Consider the following 18,459-nt stretch of genomic DNA (forward strand, 5'->3'; position numbering starts at 1 on the left):
GGGTGCACGCATGATGGCCGACATGTCGCGGCAGGTGGCCGACTGGGTCCGTGCGGACTTCGGTCTCGACCTGTCCGTGCTGAACGAGATCACGCATGGCTCGGACGAGCGCGCCCGGCTGTGGCGGGCCCGGACCCCCGACGGCGCACGGTTTGCGGTCAAGCTCAGCGGTGGCGGCACCTCGGCCGGCCTGATCGTGACCGCGCACCTGGCGGCGCGGGGCGTGCCGGGGATCGCGGCGCCGCTGCGTACCCGCGACGGGCGTCTGTTCGCTGAGCGGGACGGGCGCCGGCTCGCCTTGGTGCCGTGGGTCTCCGACCAGCGGGCACTCGACGGCCCGATGACCGAGGCGCACTGGCGTGCCTACGGCGAGATGTTGGCAGCCGTGCACGCGGCGCCGGTGACCGACGAGCTGGCGCGTGCGCTGCCGGCGGGCGGTGAGGCGTACCCCTCGATCGTGGCCGCGACCCGCGACATGGCCGGGCGGCTTCGCGACCGGATCGAGCCCGGCGATCCGTTGGTCGCCGAGTTGACGGCCACCTGGGCCTCGGTCGCCGACCGGGTGTCCACTGTGATCCGGGGGGTCGAACGGCTGGCCGCCGCACGCTCGGGGCCGGCGGTGGTCTGCCACGGCGACCCCCACCTGGGCAATCTGCTGCTCGGCCCGGAGGGCCAGGTCTGGTTGGTCGACTGGGACGACGCGGTGCTCGCCCCGCGCGAGTGTGACCTGATGTTCGTCGTGGGCGGCGTGCTCGCCTTCGCGCCGATCACCCCGGCGCAGGAGAGGGCCGTGCGCGCCGGGTACGGCGCTCCCGACGTCGACGCGGCGCGGCTGGCCTGGTTCCTCGCCGTTCGCGCGCTCGACGACTTCAGCGACTGGACCCGCCAGGCGCTGGACAGTGCGGGCAGCCCCGACGATCGCGCGACGGCGGCCCGGATCGTGCGGGGCCTCGTGTCGCCGGTCGGCCTGGTCACCCTCGCCGACGCGGCGCTGCGTGACCTCGACGGGCGGCGCCTCGACGAGCGGTCCTGAGCGGGATGACTCGGGACAGAGACAAGGAAAGGCAAGGAGAGCGCACTCCCTGCCACCTCTAACGTATATCGCACCGGGGGACTTGCGGCAAGACCCGTATGGTGTCGCAGAATCTGCACCCGAAGCCCACAAGTGGGAAAATCGGGGGATTTCATGATTGACGTGATCATTGCCGGTGGTGGACCGACAGGTCTCCTGCTGGCCAGCGAGTTGCGGCTGCACGGCGTGCACGTCATCGTCCTGGAGAAGGACAGTGAGCCGACCCGCTACGTCCGTTCGCTCGGCCTGCACGCCCGCAGCATCGAGGTGATGGACCAGCGGGGCCTGCTGGAGCGTTTCCTCGCTCTGGGCACGCGGCATCCGCTCGGTGGTTACTTCGCGGCGATTCCCAAGCCGCCGCCGCGCGGTCTCGACACCGCGCACGCGTACGTCCTCGGTATCCCGCAGCCCGTCACCGACCGCCTGCTGGCCGAACACGCCGTCGAGGTCGGCGTCGAGATCCGGCGCGGCCGCGAACTGGTCGGACTGAGCGAGGACGACGACGGGGTCACGGCGGAGTTGGCCGACGGCACGCGGCTGCGCTCCCGATATCTCGTCGGCTGCGACGGCGGCCGGAGCACTGTGCGTCGGCTGCTCGGCGTCGGCTTTCCCGGCGAGCCCAGCCGGGTCGATTCGCTGCTGGGCGAGATGGAGGTCGGCGTGCCCGCGCAGACGGTGACCGACGTGGTGGCCGAGGTGCGCAGAACCCACCTGCGGTTCGGCCTCGGGCCGCTCGGGGACGGCGTCTACCGGGTCCTCGTTCCCGCCGACGGGGTGGCCGAGGATCGCTCGGTCCCGCCGACCATCGAGGAGTTCCAACACCAACTGCGGGCGTACGCGGGCACCGACTTCGGCGTGCACTCGCCGCGCTGGCTCTCCCGCTTCGGTGACGCCACCCGGTTGGCCGAGCGCTACCGCGTCGGCCGGGTGCTGCTGGCCGGCGACGCCGCGCACATCCACCCACCGACCGGCGGTCAGGGGCTCAACCTCGGCATCCAGGACGCGGTCAACCTCGGCTGGAAACTGGCCGCCGAGGTCACCGGCTGGGCGCCCGAAGGGCTGCTGGACACCTATCACGCCGAGCGGCACCCGGTCGCAGCCGACGTGCTCGTCAACACCCGCGCGCAGATGTTCCTGCTGTCGCCCGAGCCGGGGCCGCAGGCGGTACGCCACCTGCTGGCGGAGCTGATGGACTTCGAGGACGTCAACAGGTACCTGATCGAGAAGGTCACCGCGCTCGGGGTCCGCTACGACTTCGGGGCGGGCCACGAGCTGCTCGGCCGGCACCTGCGGGACGTGCGGCTCAGGCGGGGACGCCTCTACGAGCTGATGCGCGCCGGTCGTGGGCTGCTGCTCGACCAGACCGGTCGGCTCTCGGTCGCCGGGTGGGCCGACCGGGTCGACCACGTCGTCGACGTCGGCGACGTCGGCGACGAGCTGGACGTACCCGCCGTGCTGCTGCGGCCGGACGGCCACGTGGCGTGGGCCGGTGACGATCAGGCCGAGCTGGAGGACCACCTGCCCCGGTGGTTCGGGGCACCCGCCACCTGAGCGGTCACCGCTCCGCGAGTCGGGTGCTGTCCACGAGTTCGCGGGGGGCCCGGGGGCCGGAGAGGCTCTTCGCCTGGTACATGGCCGCGTCGGCGCGGCTGAGCGCGTCGGTGAGCTGGGCCGGGCCGGTCACCGGGGAGAGCCCGACCGAGGCGGTGACCCGGACGCTGCACCCACTGAGCCGGATGGGCGCGGCGACGGTCTCGCTGAGGCGTCGGGTGGCGTGCTCGATCCAGCGCCTGTCGACGGTCGGGCTGGCGAGCAGGCCCGCGAACTCGTCGCCGCCGAGGCGGGCCACGAGGTTGTCCCCGGCGAAACCGGCCAGGCGTTCGGCCACGCTGATCAGCACCTGGTCGCCGGCGGCGTGCCCGTACCTGTCGTTGATCTGCTTGAAGTCGTCGAGGTCGAGCACGATGGCGATCAGTGGCTGGCCGTCGGCGTTGGTGAGCAGGGCGGCCGCGAGGCGGTAGAAGGCGCGGCGGTTGGGCAGCCCGGTGAGTGGGTCGTGGCTGGCGGCGTGCCGCTCGGCGGCCAGCTCGGCCTGGAGGTGCCCGATCTCGGCTTCGGCCTGCAGGGCCCGTCGGCGCATCTGCCAGGAGGAGAGGAGCGCTCCCGCCGCACAGAGGCCGGAGGCGACGCTCATCGGATCCGGCACGAGACCTCCCATCGCCGCGACCGCCTCCCGCCGTCGGTCTGCGCGGCGCGGTGCCGCGTCGGGCCAGTTTCCCCTGGTGGTTGCCCCCGTCGGGGTAACGCAAAGTGAACGGATAAGCACCGATCACGTGCGTTATCATGCTCGCCGTCCGGTGCAGATGCAATAGCAGATGCACGTGCATAACCGTCCGATGTCGATACCGCACCCTCGCCGTCACCGCTCCTCCCACGGGCACCGGCGGGCTCGTGAGCAGAAAGACGCCTCTCATGCAACAGCCACCCAATGGCGTTCCGATTCCTCAGTTGCCCCCGCTGACCTGGCAGAAGAGTCGCCGTAGCAACCCGAGCGGCAACTGTGTCGAACTCGCCGAACTGCCCGGGGGCGCCGGTATCGCCGTTCGCAACTCGCGCCATCCCGAGGGGCCCGCACTGATCTACACAGTGGACGAGATCGCGGCCTTCGTGCTCGGGGCGCGCGACGGCGACTTCGATCACCTGATCAACTGACCGGCCGCCGGAGGTCGTCCCGGCGACGGGACTGAATCGCCGGTCCGGAGGAGTTCACCTCACTGTCGGTCCATGGCATGCTTACACGTCGGCCGGGCTGGGTGCCCGACCGCATGGTCGGTATCCGGAGGTCCGCACGTGACGATGGTTCCCGCCGAGGGCGGCCCGACAACCGGGCCCACCGTGCTGCGTATGCTGCTCGGCGCCCAACTGCGCCGCCTGCGGGAGTCCAGCGGGGTGACCCGGGAGGGCGCCGGGTGGGAGATCCGCTCCTCCGAGTCGAAGATCAGTCGGATGGAGCTGGGACGGGTCGGCTTCAAGGAGCGCGACGTGTCCGACCTGCTCACCCTCTACGGCGTCAGCGACGAGGGGGAGCGCGAGGCGCTGCTGAAGCTCGCCCGGGACGCCAACAGCCCCGGCTGGTGGCACCGCTACGGCGACGTGCTGCCCAGCTGGTTCCAGTCGTACCTGGGCCTGGAGGCCGCGGCCGCGCTGATCCGCAGCTACGAGGTGCAGTTCGTCCCCGGCCTTCTGCAGACCCGGGAGTACGCTCGCGCGGTCGTGCTCCTCGGGCACGGCGGGGCCGGCGCCGACGAGATCGATCGCCGGGTGGCCTTGCGGATGCAGCGCCAGCAACTGCTCCACCGGGACAACCCGCCGCAGCTCTAGGCCGTGGTGGACGAGGCGGCGCTGCGCCGTCCGATCGGCGGCGCCGAGGTCATGCGCGGCCAACTCACCGCGCTCATCGAGGCGACCAAGTCGCCAGGCATCCGGCTCCAGGTCATCCCGTTCGCCGCAGGTGGCCACGCGGCCGCCGGTGGCGCGTTCACCATCCTGCGCTTCGGCGACCAGGAGCTGCCCGACATCGTCTACATCGAACAGCTCACCAGCGCGATCTACCTCGACAAGCGCGACGACCTCGACTACTACGCCGTGGCGATGGAGCGGCTGTGTGTCGAGGCCGAGCCGCCGGAGCGTACGCAGGAGATCCTCTCTCGACTGCTGGACGAGGTCTATCCGCAGTGACCCCCGGCGGGGCGACGGTCACACCCGGGGTGGCATTACCATGGTCGGCGACTGGCCACAGTGGACCGACGCGTGGAGGCGACAGTGACCACCGATGCCCGCGACACGGCCGGCGATGCGCCGAGTGACCGGATCGACACCTCGGTGGCACACCCCGCCCGCCGTTACAACTACTGGCTCGGCGGCAAGGACAACTTCCAGGCCGACAGGGAGTCCGGCGACGCGATAGCGGCCTCCTTTCCGACCATCCGCACCGCCGCTCTGGAGAACCGCCGGTTCCTGCGGCGGGCGGTGGGCTTTCTGGCCCGCGAGACCGGCATCCGGCAGTTCCTCGACATCGGCACCGGCATCCCGACGGCCGACAACACGCACGAGGTCGCGCAGGGCGTCGCGCCCGAGTCCCGGGTGGTCTACGTCGACAATGACCCGATCGTGCTCGCGCACGCCCGTGCGTTGTTGAGCAGCACTCCCGAGGGCGCCACCGCGTACATCGACGCCGACCTGCGCGACCCGGAGCGGATCCTGCGCCATCCGGAGCTGCGGCGCACCATCGACCTGTCGCAGCCCGTCGGGCTGATGCTGGTGGCGGTGCTGCACTTCGTGCCGGACGACGACGACCCGTACGCCTTGGTACGGCGGCTGCTCGACGCGCTTCCGGCCGGCAGTTACCTGGCCGCGTCGCACGCCACACACGAATACCTGCCGCCGGCGATCGCCGAGGAGGCCAGGGCGGCGGCCAGGGGTGGCGGCCCACACGGTCTGATCAATCTGCGGACGCGCGCCGAGTTCACCCGGTTCTTCGCGGGGCTGGACGTGGTCGAGCCGGGCATCACGTCGGTCGCCGAGTGGCGGGCCGAGAGCGAGCCGCAGCCGCGGCCGTCGGTGGTCGAGGTGAGCATGTACGGCGGTGTCGCCCGCCTGCCCTGAGCAGCCGGCCCGGGTCAGTCGCCCGAGGCGTCGTACCGGTCGCGGGCGGAGTGCACCTCGCCGATGTGCGTCTCGGCCCACGCCTTGATGGCGCGCTGCACCGGCAGCAGGCTCTCGCCCAGCGGCGTCAGCCGGTAGTCGACCCGAGCGGGCACGCTCGCGGTCACCGACCGGCTGACCAGGCCGTCGCGTTCCAGCTTGCGCAGCGTCTGGGTGAGCATCTTCTGACTGGCTCCGGCGACGGTGCGCGCCAGTTCGCTGTGCCGAAGCGGTCCGTCGGCAAGCGCGCTCACCACGAGCGTCAGCCACTTGTCGCTGAGGGTCGCCAGCAGTTCGTGCCCCGGGCACTCGGCCAGGAAGGCGTTGTACCGGCGGCGTTCCCGCTCGCGGCGCTCGTCGGCGGTCATGGTGGCCATCGTGAACCTCCCGGGTGCCCAGGGCACCCGAAGGTGCCTCCTTCCCGCCGCAGACTAGCGCTCCTAGCGTCGGCGGTATGAGAGCTGTGATCGTCCGCCGGTTCGGCGGCCCCGAGGTCCTGGAGATCGCCGACCTGCCCGTGCCGGAGCCGGGAGTCGGACAACTGCGGGTGCGCGTCGCCGCCGCCGCCGTCAACCGGATCGACCTGTCCACCCGCAGCGGCGCGTTGAGTGCGGCGGGTCTGCTGCCACCGCTGCCCGTCGTGGCGCTGGGCTGGGACGTCGCGGGGGAGGTGGACGCGGTCGGGCCGGGCGTGCGGCGGTTCGCGGTGGGCGAGAGGGTGATCGGACTGCGGGACCTGCTCTCCGCGCCGGGCGCCCAGGCCGAGTGGGTCGTGCTGGACGAGGACGCGGTCGCTCCCGCGCCGCGTACCGTCGCCCCGGAACTGGCGGCGACGTTGCCGCTGATCGGTCTGACCGCGGCCCGGTCGTTGGCCCTCACCGGTCTGGGCGTCGGGGGCACGTTGCTTGTCACCGGCGCGGCCGGCGGGGTGGGCGGTCTGCTGCTCGAACTGGCGGCGATGCGCGGCATCCGGACCGTCGCGGTGGCCGATCCCCGGGACGAGGAGCTGGTACGGGGGTGGGGAGCGGACTGGTTCGTGGCGCGTACCGACCGGCTCGGCGCGGCGGTGCGCGCGGTGGTCCCGGGCGGCGTGGACGCGGTGGTCGACGCGGCGGTTGTCGGGGTCGGGGCGCACGAGGCGCTGCGGGGCGGGGGCAGCTTCGTCGCGCTGGTGGCGCCGTTCGCTCCGCCGCCGCTGCGGGCCACCCGGGTCGTCGTGCAGGAGGTCCGCGCCGACGGCGCACGACTGGCCGAGCTGTCCGCCCTGGTCGACGGTGGCCAGCTCAGTCTGCGTCTGGCCGACCGGCTCCCACTGACCGAGGTGGCGGCGGCGCACGAGCGCCTGGCTGCCGGGGGCCTGCGCGGTCGCCTCGTGCTGGTGCCCTGACCGGGTCGGCGTATTGACCGTCGCGAACTCGTCGGGTTAGTCTCTGTATCGATCCAGTCTGAATCGATACAGAGAGGTGCCGGGTGAAGCCAACACTGCAAGCCGTGGCGGACGCCGTCGGCGTCTCCCGCAGCACCGTGTCCAACGCCTACAGCCGCCCCGACCAGCTCTCGGCGGCGCTGCGCGAGCGGATCCTCGACGCCGCCCGTCAACTCGGCTACCCGGGGCCCAACCCCACCGCCCGATCGCTGCGCCGCGGCTTCGTCGGCTCGATCGGGGTCCTGTTCACGTCGCAGCTGTCGTACGCCTTCACCGACCCCTTCGCGGTCCGCTTCCTCACCGGGGTGAGCGCCGCCGCCGAGCGGCACGGCACCAGCATGCTGCTGGTGCCGTTGCCGCGGGGACAGACCGACGCCCGCCAGGCGGTGGAGAACGCCGCCGTCGACGGCTTTTGCGTCTACTGCGTGGCCGACGAGGAGTGGGCGTTGGACGTGATCCGCGCCCGTGGACTGCCGTACGTCAGCACGGCTGCCCGCGACGACGCCGGCGCGGACGAGCGGTACGTGGGCATCGACGAGCGCGCCGCGGCCCGCAGCGTCGCCGCGCACGTGGCCGGTCTCGGGCACCGCCGGGTGGCCCTGCTCGCCGACTCCGTGCTGCCCGACGCGCCGGCCGGCCCACTCACCCTCGCCGGGGGGCACGAGGTGTGGCACCCCACCACCCGTGGCCGGCTCACCGGCTTCGCCGACGCGTTCCGCGAGGTCGGCGTCGGCTGGGCGGACCTGACTGTGGTCAACGCGCTCGGCAACAGCCGTCCGGCCGCGGGCGCCGCCGTCGCCGGGCTGTTCGACGGGCCCGCACCGCCGACCGCCGTGCTGGCCGGCTCCGACGTGCTCGCCCTTGGCGTGCTCGACGCGCTGGCCCAGCGAGCGGACGGCACCCGCCCGCCGGTCTCGGTGACCGGCTTCGACGACGTCCCCGAGGCCGCCGCCGCCGGCCTCACCACTGTCCGGCAACCGGCCGAGGACAAGGGCCGGATCGCCGCCGAACTGCTGCTCGACCCGCCCGCGGACGCCGCGGCCGGTCATGTGCTGCTACCCACCGCACTCGTCGTCCGGGCCTCCACCGGACCTGTCCCGAGGAGTTGACCATGGAATTCCCGACCGGCTACGTCACCGCTCTCGACGCCATGCACCGCCACGTCACCTCGGCCCGACCGGACGCCCCCGTCCAGGTCGAGCGCGCCCGCCGGCCGCTGCTCGCACCCACCCGGCAGGTGACCGCCGTCGCCCTGCGCCGGCTCGCCGACCGCATCCAGCCCCGACCGTTGCCCACGGTGACCCGCTGCTCCTGACCCCATTTCGGTACGCGTGGGACGAACAGCACCGTGCCAGGCACGCAGGGTGGTCGACTGGCAACTCGCCAGGCAGACTGGTGAGGCCATGTCACCCTTCGCGCCCACCCTCCGCCTCCACGACCGCTACGTGCTGCACGAGCGGATCGGTCTCGGTGGCATGTCCGAGGTGTGGCGGGCCGACGACGAGGTGCTCGGCCGGCCGGTCGCGATCAAGGTGCTCGCCGGGCAGCTCGCCGCCGACCCGCAACTGCGGGCCACCATCCAGCGCGAGGCCCGCGCGGCCGCCCGGCTGACCCACCCACACGTCACCCAGGTGTACGACTACGCCGAGGCGACCCTGGCCGGCGGCGTCGTCGTCCCGTACCTGGTGATGGAGCTGGTCGAGGGGCACAACCTGGCCGACCGGCTGCGTGGCGGCCCACTGCCCTGGCCCGAGGCGGTCCGCGTGGCCGGGCACATCGCCGCCGCGCTGGCCGCCGCGCACCGCATCGGGGTGGTGCACCGCGACGTCAAGCCGGGCAACGTCATGTTGACCGACACCGGCGCCAAGGTCCTCGACTTCGGCATCGCCGCGCTCGGCGGTCTCGACAGCCAGTCCGGCGAGCCGCTGATGGGCACTCCCGCGTACTTCGCCCCCGAGCGCCTCGCCGCCGGCCCGCCCGACCCGGCCAGCGACGTGTACGCCCTCGGCGCCCTGCTCTACCGCACGCTCACCGGCGAGGCGCCCCTGCCCGTACAGAGCTGGGAGGACGCGCTGGAGGTGCACCGGCGGGGCACTCCGGTGCCGCCGCTGCGGGTGGACGGCCTGCCCGCCGACATCGCCGAACTGACCCTCGCCTGCCTCGCCGCCGACCCGGCCCGCCGGCCGAGCGCCGCGCAGCTGGCCCGCCGCTTCGGCGCCGGCCAACCGGTCGAACCGCCCACCGAGCTGCTGCGCATCCTGCCGCCGGCCTCGGCGGCCCACCCGCCGACCCTGATCGACCGCTCAGCCGCCGCCCGCCCGACGCCGGTCGTGGCCCCGCCGGCCCGCCGCCGCTCGCGCCGGCCCCTCGCCCTCCTCGTGGCGGCCGGTCTCGCGGTGCTGGTCGGCCTCGGCGCGCTGCTCACCCAGGGTCACGGCACTCCCGACATCTCCGGCTCCGCGCCGGCCGCCGCCCCGCCGTCGGCCGCTGCTCCGGTGCCCGCGCCCAGCACCCGGTCACCGAAGCCGACGGCGTCGGCCTCCACGTCTCCGCCGGCCACCAGCGCCCCCTCGACCATCGGCCAGCAGATGCCGGTCAGCTTCCGCCAGGTGAGCGACCAGTTCGGGGAGGTGCTCGCCGCGGCGGTGGCCCGCGGCGACGTCGAGCGGAGGACCGCCGAGGACCTCCGCGACGAGCTCGCCGACGTGAACCGGCGCTCCAAGGACCGCAACCGGCGCATCGCCGACCTGCGGGACACCATCGCCGAGTTGGTGGACCGTGGCCGGTTGCCACGGCAGACGGGCGCCCAACTCGACGCCCTGCTCAGCCACGCCGGTGAGCTGTCCACCGACCGCGCCGACGACTGAGCGCATGGCGCGGTCGTCCACGGGCCACCGTCGGTCGTAGTCTCACCGGATGACGACACCGCAGACGCACACCCTCGCCGTACCCGGCGTCGATCTGGTCTATGACGTTCGCGGACCGCTGCCCCCCTCCGACGGGCACCGGGTGCTGCTCATGATCGCCCAACCGATGACGGCGGAAGGCTTCCACGCGCTCGCCACGCACGTCACGGACCGCACAGTCGTCACCTACGACCCGCGCGGCCTCGGGCGCAGCATCCGCACCGACGGCCGGTCCGACAACACACCCCAGCAGCAGGCGGCCGACCTGCACCTGCTCATTGACGCGCTCGACGCCGGCCCGGTGGACATCTTCGCCAGCAGCGGCGGCGCGGTGACGGCCCTCGAACTCGTCGCCACCCACCCCGATGACGTCGCCACGCTTGTGGCCCACGAACCACCGATCAACGTGGTGCTCCCCGATGCCGCCGCCGCCGAGCGCGCGCGGGCCGGCTTCCACGAGGCGTACGAGGCGAAGGGCTTCGGTGCCGGCATGGCCGCGTTCATCGCGATGACGTCCTGGCAGGGCGAGTTCACCGACGCCTACTTCGCCCAGCCCGCGCCCGACCCGGCGTCGGTAGGCATGCCGACCGAGGACGACGGCAGCCGCGACGACCCGCTGTTGTCGAAGAACTCCTGGGCGGTCACCGACTACCGTCCCGACGCGAGCGTGCTCACCGCGGCGTCGACCCGGATCGTGATCGCGGTCGGGGAGGAGTCGACGGGCACGTACACCGCGCGTACGGCCCTCGGCACGGCGGCTCTGCTCGGCCAGGAGGCCGTGGTGTTCCCGAGTCACCACGGCGGCTTCCTCGGTGGCGAATACGGTTACGCGGGCAAGCCCGAGGAGTTCGCCGCACGGCTGCGCGAGGTGCTGGACGCCGACTGATCGCGATCTTCGCCACCGGCCGTACGGACGGTGATCCATCCGTCCGCGTCGCTGGCATGATGGGCCGATGCGAACACGGCTGATCTTCGTGCGGCACGGCGAGTCGGTCCACCAGGTCGACGGGGTCGTGGGTGGCCCGCACGGCTGCCGCGGTCTGACCGCGCTCGGCCACGACCAGGCACAGCGGTTGGCCCGGCGGCTCGTGGACGACTACGCCGCCGAGCCGCCGGCCGCGGTGTACTCGTCCGTGCTGCGCCGCACCGTCGAGACCGCGCAGCCCATCGCCTCGGCGTTCGGCATCCGCCCCCTCGCGGACTGCGGTCTGTGCACCTGGCACACCCCGCCGTACGCCGACGGGCTGCCGGTCGCCCGCTTCCGGACCGAACACGCCGTGGCCGGTGGGGGCGTGTTCCGGCCGTTCGAGGACGGCAACGAGAGCTGGGCCGAACTGGTGGTACGCGTCAGCCGCGCGATCATGGAGATCGCGCACCGGCACCGGGGCGAAACAGTGGTCCTGGTCGGCCACAGCGAGACCGTCGAGGGCGCCTTCCACGCCCTCGCCGCGCAGCCGATCTTCCGGGCGTTCGACCTGGACGTGCCGCCCGCCTCGATCACCGAATGGGTCACCGACCACGACACCGGCGGCTGGCCGCCGGCCCGCTGGACCCTGCGCCGCTTCGGGGACACCGGCCTGGCTGGAGCATGATCCAGTAACGCCGTGCGCGTCAGTCGCTCAGGATCTGCTCGCGAAGGATCTCCGCGTGCCCGCAGTGCTGAGCCAGCTCGCGCAGCACGTGCAGGTAGACCCAGCGCAGCGGCAACGGGCCACGCCGGTTGCCGCGCAGCACGTCGTCGAGGCCCAGGGACGCCGTCGCGCGACGGGACGCCTCGCACGCCTCCCGATGGGCCGACCGGATGCTGTCGATGGTGTCGCCGGCGTCGAGGATGAACGACTCGTCAGGCGTCGCCGGGAGGCCGATCTCGGTGCGCGACCGACACGTCACGGCCTCGTCGAACCACACCTTCTCGACGAACGTCGCGTGCTTCACCAGACCCAGCAGGGTCGTCCGCGACGGCACCAACGAGCGGCGTGCCTGCTCCTCGGTCAGCCCGTCCAGGCAGCCGTTGAGCGCTGCGCGGTGCTCGTCGATGAACGCCTCGAACTGTGGCTGGGCCGGCCGTTCGACGACATCGGCGGCGAACGTCGGCGGGAAGACGGTCATGGACCGAAGCATCTCAAAGGCCCTCACCCACGAGCAACCACGGCACGCTCAGCCGAAGGACACGAGAGCACCGCGCTCGTCGAAGACGGCCGTGCCCGCCCAGGCGATCTCCCAACGGTTGCCCTCGGGGTCGGCGACGTAACCCGAGCGCCCGCCCCATGGCCTGTCGGTCGGCTCCGCCACCACGGTCGCCCCCGCCTCGACGGCCGCGGCGAAGGCCGAGTCGACATCCGCGCGGCTGTCGACGTTGCAGGCCAGGGTCACACCGGACCAGCCGCCGGTCGGCTCGGGCACGCCGGGCGCCGCCTCGGCGGCCAACTCCGGCAGTGGAAAGAGGGCGAGCAGAACGCCACCGAGCAGGAACGCCGACCAGCCGTCGTCGCTCGTCGGCAGCTCCGGCCAGCCCAGGGATCGGTAGAACGACCGCAGCAGGCCCATGTCGCGGGCGCCAAGGGTGACCACCGACAGTCGGGAAGGGATCGCGCTCATGCCCCGATTCTTCCGCAGTGGTACGACACTTCGGCGCTCCTCGGGGCCCGCGTGTGCCGGCCGTCCACAGCGGCGCGTTCAGTGGATGGTCGTCGCGGTCACCTCGCCCGGCGCCGTGCCGACTCGGGCGGCCACGTCACCTTGCGGCGTCCAGATGGCCGACCGGCCCGCCGCCTCGGTGTAGCCGCCGCCGGTCGACCCGGCGAAACTCGCCACCGCCACCCAGACCCGGTGCGTCGTGGCGATCCGCTGTGCCCGCTCGTCCGGCACGGCGGAGTCGCGCGCCAACTCCAGCATCCCCGCCGCGTACACGTCGATCCCGAGCGCGGCCGTGCGCTGCGCGTGCGCGGCGACGCCGGTGTCCTTGCAGACCGCCAGGCCGATTCGCCAGCCATCCACATCGAGCACACTCGGCGTGTCGCCCGGCCGGAACCGCTCGGCCTCGGTGCCGCCCAGCCACATCTTCCGGTACGCCACGGACACACCGTCGCCGGTGACGGCCAGCACTCCGATGTGGTCACCGGCCACCGGAGCGCCGACCAGCGCCAACGTGCCCTCCTCGGCGCACGCCCGCACCAGCGGCGTCAACCGGCTGTCGTCCACCGGCACGGCCGGGCCGTCCCACTCGTACCCCGTCAGTGACAGCTCCGGGAAGACCACCACCCGGGCGCGCGCCGCGCGGACCGCGTCGGCGTGTGCCCGCGCATTCTCCGCGACATCCAGGGGTACGCACGGCGGCTGCGCCACGGCGAGCCGCAGCGGGGTGCGGTTTTCCGCACCCCCGCCGGTGGGGGCGAGCCGCGGGACCGGGCGGTCCGCCTCATGGTCGACTCTCAGGATTGGTTCGTAGCGTGGGGACATGATTCGAACGTCGCACGTCGCGCTCGCCACCGGAACCCCCGCCGCCGCGGCCGAACCGCCCCAGGGCGGAATCGTCGGCTACGTCAGCGATCTGGTGGAACGGCTCGGCGGGCCGGGCGCCGGTCTGGCGGTGGCGCTGGAGAACCTGTTCCCGCCGATCCCCAGCGAGGTCATCCTGCCGCTGGCCGGGTTCGTGGCCGCGCAGGGCCGGATGAGCCTGGTCGGCGCGATCTTCTGGACCACGCTGGGCTCGGTGCTGGGCGCGCTGGCGCTCTATCTGATCGGCGCGTCCCTGGGCCGGGAGCGGATGCGCGGCATCGTCGCCCGACTGCCACTGGTGAAGCTCAGCGACGTGGACCGGACCGAGGCGTGGTTCCTGCGGCACGGCGTGAAGGCGGTGTTCTTCGGCCGGATGATCCCGATCTTCCGGAGCCTGATCTCCATCCCGGCCGGGGTGGAGCGCATGCCGGTGCGGACCTTCCTGCTCTACACGACGCTTGGCAGCCTGATCTGGAACACCACCTTCGTGCTCGCCGGCTACCTGCTCGGCGACAACTGGCACCTCGTCGAGGGCTACGTCGGCACACTCCAGAACGTCGTGATCGTCGCCTGCGTCGCGGCCGTCGCCTGGTTCGTCGGGTCGCGGGTGCTGCGGGCCCGCCGCGCCGCGCGAAACCCCGAGTCCGCCGACCCCGCCGGTCCTCCCCGGCCCGGTGCGCAGGCGTCGGGGATGCCGGACCCGGGCGGTCGGGGCACCCTCTACCGGGGCGGCTCCTGGGCCTCGGACGAGCGCTGACCGAGCGAGGGGAGCGGCATGGCAGGGGAGCGGCACACCCACCGGTGGTGGGCTCGGCTGCGGCTGCCGGTAGGCGTTGCCGCCGGGAGCGTGACGGCCGCCGTCGAGCTCGGCTTTCTGACCGCCGCGGCGGTCGCGCTCGCCGTGTCCGCGCTCGCGCCCGCGGCCAGCCGCCGGGTCACCGACCTGACCAGACGGTACGCGGGACAGCTCGTAGCCCTGGAACGTCGGCGCCTCGCCGGTCTGCTCCCCGGTCTGCTCGCCGCCGGAGAACCGCCGCCGTCGCGCGAGGTGGCGACGCGGCGGCAGGTCGCTTACCTGGCCGCCCGGCTGCTGCCCGGCACGCTCGGCCTGCTGGCGTACGCCGTGCTGGGCATCGGGCTGGTGCTCGCCGGGATCGTGCTGCGCGCGGCGGTACGTGGCGAGTTGAGCCTCCTCGACGCGCTGTCCCAGGTCGCCGTCGGGGCGGTGCTGCTCCTGCTCAACATTCAGGCCCTCGCCAGCATCGCCGCGCTGGACGTCCGGCTGGCTCGGCGGCTGCTGCGTCCGGGGAGCCGGGCGGAGCTGACCCGGCGGGTGCAGGAGCTGACCACCAGCCGGGCGGAGGTCATCGCGGCGGTCGACGCCGAACGGCAGCGCATCGAACGCGACCTGCACGACGGCCTCCAGCAGCGGCTGGTCGCCCTCGGCATGCTGCTCGGCCGAGCCCGTCGCGCCCGCGACAGCGACCGCGCCCAAGCCCTGGTGGCCCAGGCCCACGAGGACGTGCAGCGGGCCGTCGAGGAGTTACGCGAGGTGGCGTGGCGGGTCTACCCGTCGGCGTTGGACGGCAGCGACCTGGGCGAGGTGCTGGCCATGGTCGCCCGCCGCGCCGAGGTGCCGGTGCGGATCCGCTGCGACCTGCCGCAGCGCCCCGAACGGCAGATCGAGACGGTGCTCTACTTCGTGGCCTGCGAGGCGCTCACCAACGCCGCGAAGCACGCCGCCGCTACCCTGGTCACGGTCGAGATCAGCGTACGGGAGGGGTGGGTCCGGATGTGCGTGCACGACGACGGCGTCGGCGGCGCGGACCTCGGCGGGCGCGGCCTGTCCGGGCTGGCCCGTCGGGTCGCCGCGCTGGACGGCAGACTGGGCGTGACGAGCCCGGCCGGCGGGCCGACCACCGTGCTGGCGGAGTTGCCGTGCGGCTAGTTCTCGCCGAAGACTCGACGCTGCTCCGGGAGGGCCTCACGCGGCTGCTCACCGAGGAGGACCACGAGGTGGCCGCGGCGGTCGGCACCGCCGACGAACTCGTCGAGGCGGTCGACCGGTCCCGTCCCGACGTGGTCGTCACCGACGTCCGGATGCCGCCCACCCACACCGATGACGGGTTGCGTGCCGCGCTGGAGATCCGCCGGCGCTGGCCCGACACGGGCGTCCTCGTGCTGTCCCAGTACGTCGAGCGGCGCTACGCCGCCCGGCTGCTGGCGGACCGTCCCGAAGGGGTCGGCTACCTGCTCAAGGACCGGGTCGCGCAGGTGGACGACTTCCTCGACGCCCTGGATCGGGTCGCCGCCAAGGGCACCGCGCTCGACCCGGAGGTGGTCCGTCAGGTGGTGGCCGGAACGGATCGACCCGACCCGTTCGTCCGACTCACCCCGCGCGAACGGGACGTCCTGCACGAGATGGCCCAGGGCTACACGAACTCCGTTGTCGCCGATCGGTTGCACATCTCGCAGAGCGCCGTGGAGAAGCACGTCAACGCCATCTTCGACAAGCTGGGCCTCGCGCACACGACCGGCTACAGCCGCCGCATCCTCGCCGTCCTGCGCTACCTGGGCACCCTCTCCTAGGGCTCGGCGTCGGGGCGCGGGGTCGGCATGTCCGGATGCTCGCATCATCCGGTATCGTCGGTCTTTTGACCGGTTTCCGCCTTCGTGGGTGATATTCGTTGGGTGTATTGCCGAGTTTTAGCCGGTTTGGGATGTGACCTGACGCATCCCTGGGCCGGAATCATCGCGGGCCGGGGGTCGTTACACACCCTGACGATCGCAGGACCACGGGCCCCGCGCCCGTTCGTGAGGGAGGCCCCCCGTTCGTGAGGGTGGGAATGGCAGGCCCGACCGGGTCGTTGCAGACCCCCGAACGACCGTGGGCCGCCGCCGGATACGGCTGCTGAGAGCCCGGGAATGACCCCGCACCGGCGGTCGTTACACACGGTCCGGTGCCGCGAGCTCCTCGCTCGCCGGCCCCCTGGCGCCGCGAGCCTCGGCTCGCTGGCCGCCACCCCTCGAAGACTTTCCCCTTCTTGTGCAGCGCCGGACGAGGTGCTCACACCCCCGTCACCGCGCCCCTGGTGATGCGGGTGTTCCTACCCCCGAAGGAGCTACCCCCATGAACACGATCTTCCGTAAGAGCATGCTGTCTGTTGCTGGTCTCGCGTTCGCCGGTGGTGTCTTCGCCGGCCCGATCGCCCACGTCGCCGCCCCCGGCACGGACGCCCGGCCGGTGGCCGTGGTGCAGGCCGACAAGCCCGACACCAGCAAGCTGATCCCGCACGGCACCCAGGGCGACCAGTCGCACATCGACCTGAACGACGAGCAGACCGGCAACGCCAAGGCGATCATCGCCGCCACGAAGAAGGCCGGCCTGCCCGAGCGCGCCGCGGTCATCTCGATCGCGACGAGCCTGCAGGAGTCGAAGTTGGAGAACCTGGGTCACCTCGGCGACGCCAACGACCATGATTCGCTGGGCCTGTTCCAGCAGCGCCCGTCCAGTGGTTGGGGTACGCCGGAGCAGATCACCAACCCGGAGTACTCGACGACCGCGTTCCTGAAGGGCCTGCGTCAGGTTGATGGTTGGCAGGACATGCCGCTGACCGAGGCCGCGCAGACCGTGCAGGTGTCGGCGTACCCGGACGCGTACGCCCAGTGGGAGCAGCAGGCCGCCGACCTGGTCGGCCAGTACTGGAACAGCTGACCCACCGCACGATCCGACCGATGGCCGGCATCCCGATCCCCGGGTGCCGGCCATCGGCATACCCACCCACCGCCCGGCGCGGCCCGCCCGGCCCGGCCCGCCTGGCCCGCCTGGCCTGGCCTGGCCCGCCCGGCGCGGCCCGCCCGGCGCGGCCCGCCCGGCGCGGCCCGCCCGGCGCGGCCCGCCCGGCGCGGCCCGCCCGGCCCGGCCCGGCCCGGCCCCGATCGGAACGTCTCCGCTTCAGATCTTGGACAGTTTCCGTCAGGGCGGAACGGAAACTGTCCAAGATCTGAAGCGGGCGGGAACATCGGGAGGGGTTGGCTGGTTGTGAAGCTGTGTCGGTGTGATCCAGTGTCCCCGGGCCTCACCTCAATGCCTTCGCGGAATTCCGTTCGGCTGGAGCCGCGTCGCGCCACTCGCCGAGAGGCGACCTGCGCACCGACATCAGCGCCGCCCTCGGCCAACCGGCCGGGGGCGGCGCTGTCTGTGCCGACCGGGCAGGCTGACCGGCCCGTGGTCGCGGCACAATGTTCCGGTGACTGTCGCTGAGACCTGGTCGGAGCAGTCGGGGGTGCTCGTACTGCCCAGCGGGGCCTTGGTGCGCGGGCGTCGTGTCGCAGCGACCGTCTCACCGGCCGACTTCGCGCTGCTGTTGGCGCCCGGACCGGAACCGGCCTGGCCGCATCGGCGGATCAGGTGGCCTGACTTCTGGCTGCCGCTTGATCGGGCGGACGCACTCGAAGCGTTGCGCGCGGCGCTGCGAAGGGCACACGACGGCGAACGCGTCGAAGTGGCCTGCCGGGGCGGGGTCGGCCGGACGGGAACGGCGCTGGCCGCGCTGGCGATCCTCGACGGCCTGCCGGCCGAGCGGGCGGTGACCTTTGTTCGGGCGGGCTACCACCCGAAGGCGGTGGAGACACCCTGGCAGCGGCGCTGGCTGCGCCACATCGCCTGAGCATCGCCACCGCAAGCCGCCTCGCGGCCGCGCCGCCACGCCGCCTCGCGGCCGCGCCGCCGCGCCGCCTCGCGGCTGCGCCGCCACGCCGCCTCGCGGCTGCGCCGCCACGCCGCCTCGCGGCTGCGCCGCCACGCCGCCTCGCGGCTGCGCCGCCACGCCGCCTCGCGGCTGCGCCGCCAC

Annotated in this window: 21 protein-coding genes and 1 pseudogene; 16 read left to right on the forward strand and 6 right to left on the reverse strand. The window is 73.0% G+C overall.

Annotation, left to right across the window (positions count from 1 at the left end):
* The first annotated feature begins 22 nt into the window (after window positions 1–22).
* Window positions 23–1,033 carry a phosphotransferase enzyme family protein gene (locus tag ACGFIE_RS24765; protein ID WP_393298518.1) on the forward strand — a complete coding sequence of 337 codons (1,011 nt, stop codon included), beginning with the start codon at window positions 23–25 and terminating at the stop codon, window positions 1,031–1,033.
* A 153-nt stretch (window positions 1,034–1,186) separates the two neighbouring features.
* Entirely contained in the window at window positions 1,187–2,623 is a 1,437-nt protein-coding gene (gene rox / locus ACGFIE_RS24770; protein WP_393298521.1) for a rifampin monooxygenase, read from the forward strand.
* A gap of 4 nt (window positions 2,624–2,627) precedes the next feature.
* Here the strand turns inward: rox and ACGFIE_RS24775 are convergent, their stop codons facing one another.
* A complete protein-coding gene (locus ACGFIE_RS24775; protein ID WP_363689902.1) occupies window positions 2,628–3,278 on the reverse strand; it encodes a GGDEF domain-containing protein in 651 nt (216 codons plus the stop codon).
* Window positions 3,279–3,544: 266 nt separating this feature from the next.
* On the opposite strand from ACGFIE_RS24775, the gene ACGFIE_RS24780 reads away from it, so the two are divergent.
* The 3 genes and pseudogenes from ACGFIE_RS24780 to ACGFIE_RS24790 all read left to right on the forward strand — a co-directional run bounded on the left by ACGFIE_RS24780 (window position 3,545) and on the right by ACGFIE_RS24790 (window position 5,737).
* On the forward strand, window positions 3,545–3,784 hold the full coding sequence (locus ACGFIE_RS24780) for a DUF397 domain-containing protein (protein WP_266241522.1): 240 nt from the start codon (window positions 3,545–3,547) through the stop codon (window positions 3,782–3,784).
* A 138-nt stretch (window positions 3,785–3,922) separates the two neighbouring features.
* Window positions 3,923–4,810: pseudogene (locus tag ACGFIE_RS24785) on the forward strand (helix-turn-helix domain-containing protein).
* Window positions 4,811–4,894: 84 nt separating this feature from the next.
* On the forward strand, window positions 4,895–5,737 hold the full coding sequence (locus ACGFIE_RS24790) for an SAM-dependent methyltransferase (protein WP_393298525.1): 843 nt from the start codon (window positions 4,895–4,897) through the stop codon (window positions 5,735–5,737).
* A gap of 14 nt (window positions 5,738–5,751) precedes the next feature.
* On the opposite strand, the gene ACGFIE_RS24795 is transcribed toward ACGFIE_RS24790, so the two are convergent.
* Complete coding sequence (locus ACGFIE_RS24795; protein ID WP_393298528.1) at window positions 5,752–6,153, reverse strand: winged helix-turn-helix transcriptional regulator; 402 nt, start codon at window positions 6,151–6,153, stop codon at window positions 5,752–5,754.
* 77 nt (window positions 6,154–6,230) lie between these two features.
* On the opposite strand from ACGFIE_RS24795, the gene ACGFIE_RS24800 reads away from it, so the two are divergent.
* From ACGFIE_RS24800 to ACGFIE_RS24825, 6 genes are all read left to right on the forward strand, one after another.
* Window positions 6,231–7,163: an NADP-dependent oxidoreductase gene (locus ACGFIE_RS24800; protein WP_393298531.1), complete on the forward strand. Its 933-nt coding sequence runs from the start codon at window positions 6,231–6,233 to the stop codon at window positions 7,161–7,163.
* A 104-nt stretch (window positions 7,164–7,267) separates the two neighbouring features.
* Window positions 7,268–8,311 carry a LacI family DNA-binding transcriptional regulator gene (locus ACGFIE_RS24805; protein WP_393298534.1) on the forward strand — a complete coding sequence of 348 codons (1,044 nt, stop codon included), beginning with the start codon at window positions 7,268–7,270 and terminating at the stop codon, window positions 8,309–8,311.
* Window positions 8,312–8,313: 2 nt separating this feature from the next.
* The gene (locus ACGFIE_RS24810) at window positions 8,314–8,517 is read left to right on the forward strand and encodes a hypothetical protein (protein WP_363689888.1); all 204 of its coding nucleotides are present in this window, start codon (window positions 8,314–8,316) and stop codon (window positions 8,515–8,517) included.
* Window positions 8,518–8,605: 88 nt separating this feature from the next.
* On the forward strand, window positions 8,606–10,069 hold the full coding sequence (locus ACGFIE_RS24815) for a serine/threonine-protein kinase (protein WP_393298537.1): 1,464 nt from the start codon (window positions 8,606–8,608) through the stop codon (window positions 10,067–10,069).
* Between the two features lie 49 nt (window positions 10,070–10,118).
* Window positions 10,119–10,994: an alpha/beta fold hydrolase gene (locus tag ACGFIE_RS24820; protein WP_393298540.1), complete on the forward strand. Its 876-nt coding sequence runs from the start codon at window positions 10,119–10,121 to the stop codon at window positions 10,992–10,994.
* 67 nt (window positions 10,995–11,061) lie between these two features.
* Entirely contained in the window at window positions 11,062–11,700 is a 639-nt protein-coding gene (locus ACGFIE_RS24825) for a histidine phosphatase family protein (RefSeq protein ID WP_363689882.1), read from the forward strand.
* Window positions 11,701–11,719: 19 nt separating this feature from the next.
* Here ACGFIE_RS24825 and ACGFIE_RS24830 read toward each other — a convergent pair whose 3' ends face one another.
* From ACGFIE_RS24830 to ACGFIE_RS24840, 3 genes are all read right to left on the reverse strand, one after another.
* Window positions 11,720–12,217 carry a DinB family protein gene (locus ACGFIE_RS24830; RefSeq protein WP_393298543.1) on the reverse strand — a complete coding sequence of 166 codons (498 nt, stop codon included), beginning with the start codon at window positions 12,215–12,217 and terminating at the stop codon, window positions 11,720–11,722.
* A gap of 48 nt (window positions 12,218–12,265) precedes the next feature.
* The gene (locus tag ACGFIE_RS24835) at window positions 12,266–12,706 is read right to left on the reverse strand and encodes a VOC family protein (RefSeq protein ID WP_393298546.1); all 441 of its coding nucleotides are present in this window, start codon (window positions 12,704–12,706) and stop codon (window positions 12,266–12,268) included.
* Window positions 12,707–12,784: 78 nt separating this feature from the next.
* Window positions 12,785–13,465 (reverse strand): carbon-nitrogen hydrolase family protein, encoded by a 681-nt coding sequence (locus tag ACGFIE_RS24840; RefSeq protein ID WP_393298695.1) that lies wholly within the window; start codon window positions 13,463–13,465, stop codon window positions 12,785–12,787.
* 100 nt (window positions 13,466–13,565) lie between these two features.
* Between ACGFIE_RS24840 and ACGFIE_RS24845 the strand changes: the two genes are divergently transcribed.
* From ACGFIE_RS24845 to ACGFIE_RS24865, 5 genes are all read left to right on the forward strand, one after another.
* Window positions 13,566–14,363 (forward strand): DedA family protein, encoded by a 798-nt coding sequence (locus tag ACGFIE_RS24845; protein WP_363689879.1) that lies wholly within the window; start codon window positions 13,566–13,568, stop codon window positions 14,361–14,363.
* Between the two features lie 18 nt (window positions 14,364–14,381).
* Window positions 14,382–15,554 (forward strand): histidine kinase, encoded by a 1,173-nt coding sequence (locus ACGFIE_RS24850; protein ID WP_393298549.1) that lies wholly within the window; start codon window positions 14,382–14,384, stop codon window positions 15,552–15,554.
* Entirely contained in the window at window positions 15,545–16,195 is a 651-nt protein-coding gene (locus ACGFIE_RS24855; RefSeq protein WP_393298552.1) for a response regulator, read from the forward strand. The genes ACGFIE_RS24850 and ACGFIE_RS24855 overlap by 10 nt, the downstream gene beginning before the upstream one ends.
* A gap of 541 nt (window positions 16,196–16,736) precedes the next feature.
* On the forward strand, window positions 16,737–17,321 hold the full coding sequence (locus ACGFIE_RS24860) for a hypothetical protein (protein ID WP_393298555.1): 585 nt from the start codon (window positions 16,737–16,739) through the stop codon (window positions 17,319–17,321).
* A 535-nt stretch (window positions 17,322–17,856) separates the two neighbouring features.
* Entirely contained in the window at window positions 17,857–18,276 is a 420-nt protein-coding gene (locus ACGFIE_RS24865) for a protein-tyrosine phosphatase family protein (protein WP_393298558.1), read from the forward strand.
* On the opposite strand, the gene ACGFIE_RS24870 is transcribed toward ACGFIE_RS24865, so the two are convergent.
* On the reverse strand, window positions 18,216–18,459 hold a 244-nt coding region (locus ACGFIE_RS24870), incomplete at its 5' end, for a hypothetical protein (protein ID WP_393298561.1). The two genes, ACGFIE_RS24865 and ACGFIE_RS24870, sit on opposite strands and share 61 nt — an antisense overlap.

The organism is Micromonospora sp. NPDC049275, from assembly GCF_043197115.1.
Lineage (GTDB): Bacteria > Actinomycetota > Actinomycetes > Mycobacteriales > Micromonosporaceae > Micromonospora.

Excerpts from the sequence above, each read along its gene's own strand:
- ACGFIE_RS24810 (WP_363689888.1), top strand. The coding sequence starts at position 8,314 with ATGGAATTCCCGACCGGCTACGTCACCGCTCTCGACGCCATGCACCGC.
- ACGFIE_RS24815 (WP_393298537.1), top strand. The coding sequence starts at position 8,606 with ATGTCACCCTTCGCGCCCACCCTCCGCCTCCACGACCGCTACGTGCTG.
- ACGFIE_RS24825 (WP_363689882.1), top strand. The coding sequence starts at position 11,062 with ATGCGAACACGGCTGATCTTCGTGCGGCACGGCGAGTCGGTCCACCAG.
- ACGFIE_RS24845 (WP_363689879.1), top strand. The coding sequence starts at position 13,566 with ATGATTCGAACGTCGCACGTCGCGCTCGCCACCGGAACCCCCGCCGCC.
- ACGFIE_RS24780 (WP_266241522.1), top strand. The coding sequence starts at position 3,545 with ATGCAACAGCCACCCAATGGCGTTCCGATTCCTCAGTTGCCCCCGCTG.
- ACGFIE_RS24850 (WP_393298549.1), top strand. The coding sequence starts at position 14,382 with ATGGCAGGGGAGCGGCACACCCACCGGTGGTGGGCTCGGCTGCGGCTG.
- ACGFIE_RS24795 (WP_393298528.1), bottom strand. The coding sequence starts at position 6,153 with ATGGCCACCATGACCGCCGACGAGCGCCGCGAGCGGGAACGCCGCCGG.
- ACGFIE_RS24835 (WP_393298546.1), bottom strand. The coding sequence starts at position 12,706 with ATGAGCGCGATCCCTTCCCGACTGTCGGTGGTCACCCTTGGCGCCCGC.
- ACGFIE_RS24800 (WP_393298531.1), top strand. The coding sequence starts at position 6,231 with ATGAGAGCTGTGATCGTCCGCCGGTTCGGCGGCCCCGAGGTCCTGGAG.
- ACGFIE_RS24820 (WP_393298540.1), top strand. The coding sequence starts at position 10,119 with ATGACGACACCGCAGACGCACACCCTCGCCGTACCCGGCGTCGATCTG.
- ACGFIE_RS24765 (WP_393298518.1), top strand. The coding sequence starts at position 23 with ATGTCGCGGCAGGTGGCCGACTGGGTCCGTGCGGACTTCGGTCTCGAC.
- ACGFIE_RS24860 (WP_393298555.1), top strand. The coding sequence starts at position 16,737 with ATGAACACGATCTTCCGTAAGAGCATGCTGTCTGTTGCTGGTCTCGCG.
- ACGFIE_RS24830 (WP_393298543.1), bottom strand. The coding sequence starts at position 12,217 with ATGACCGTCTTCCCGCCGACGTTCGCCGCCGATGTCGTCGAACGGCCG.
- rox (WP_393298521.1), top strand. The coding sequence starts at position 1,187 with ATGATTGACGTGATCATTGCCGGTGGTGGACCGACAGGTCTCCTGCTG.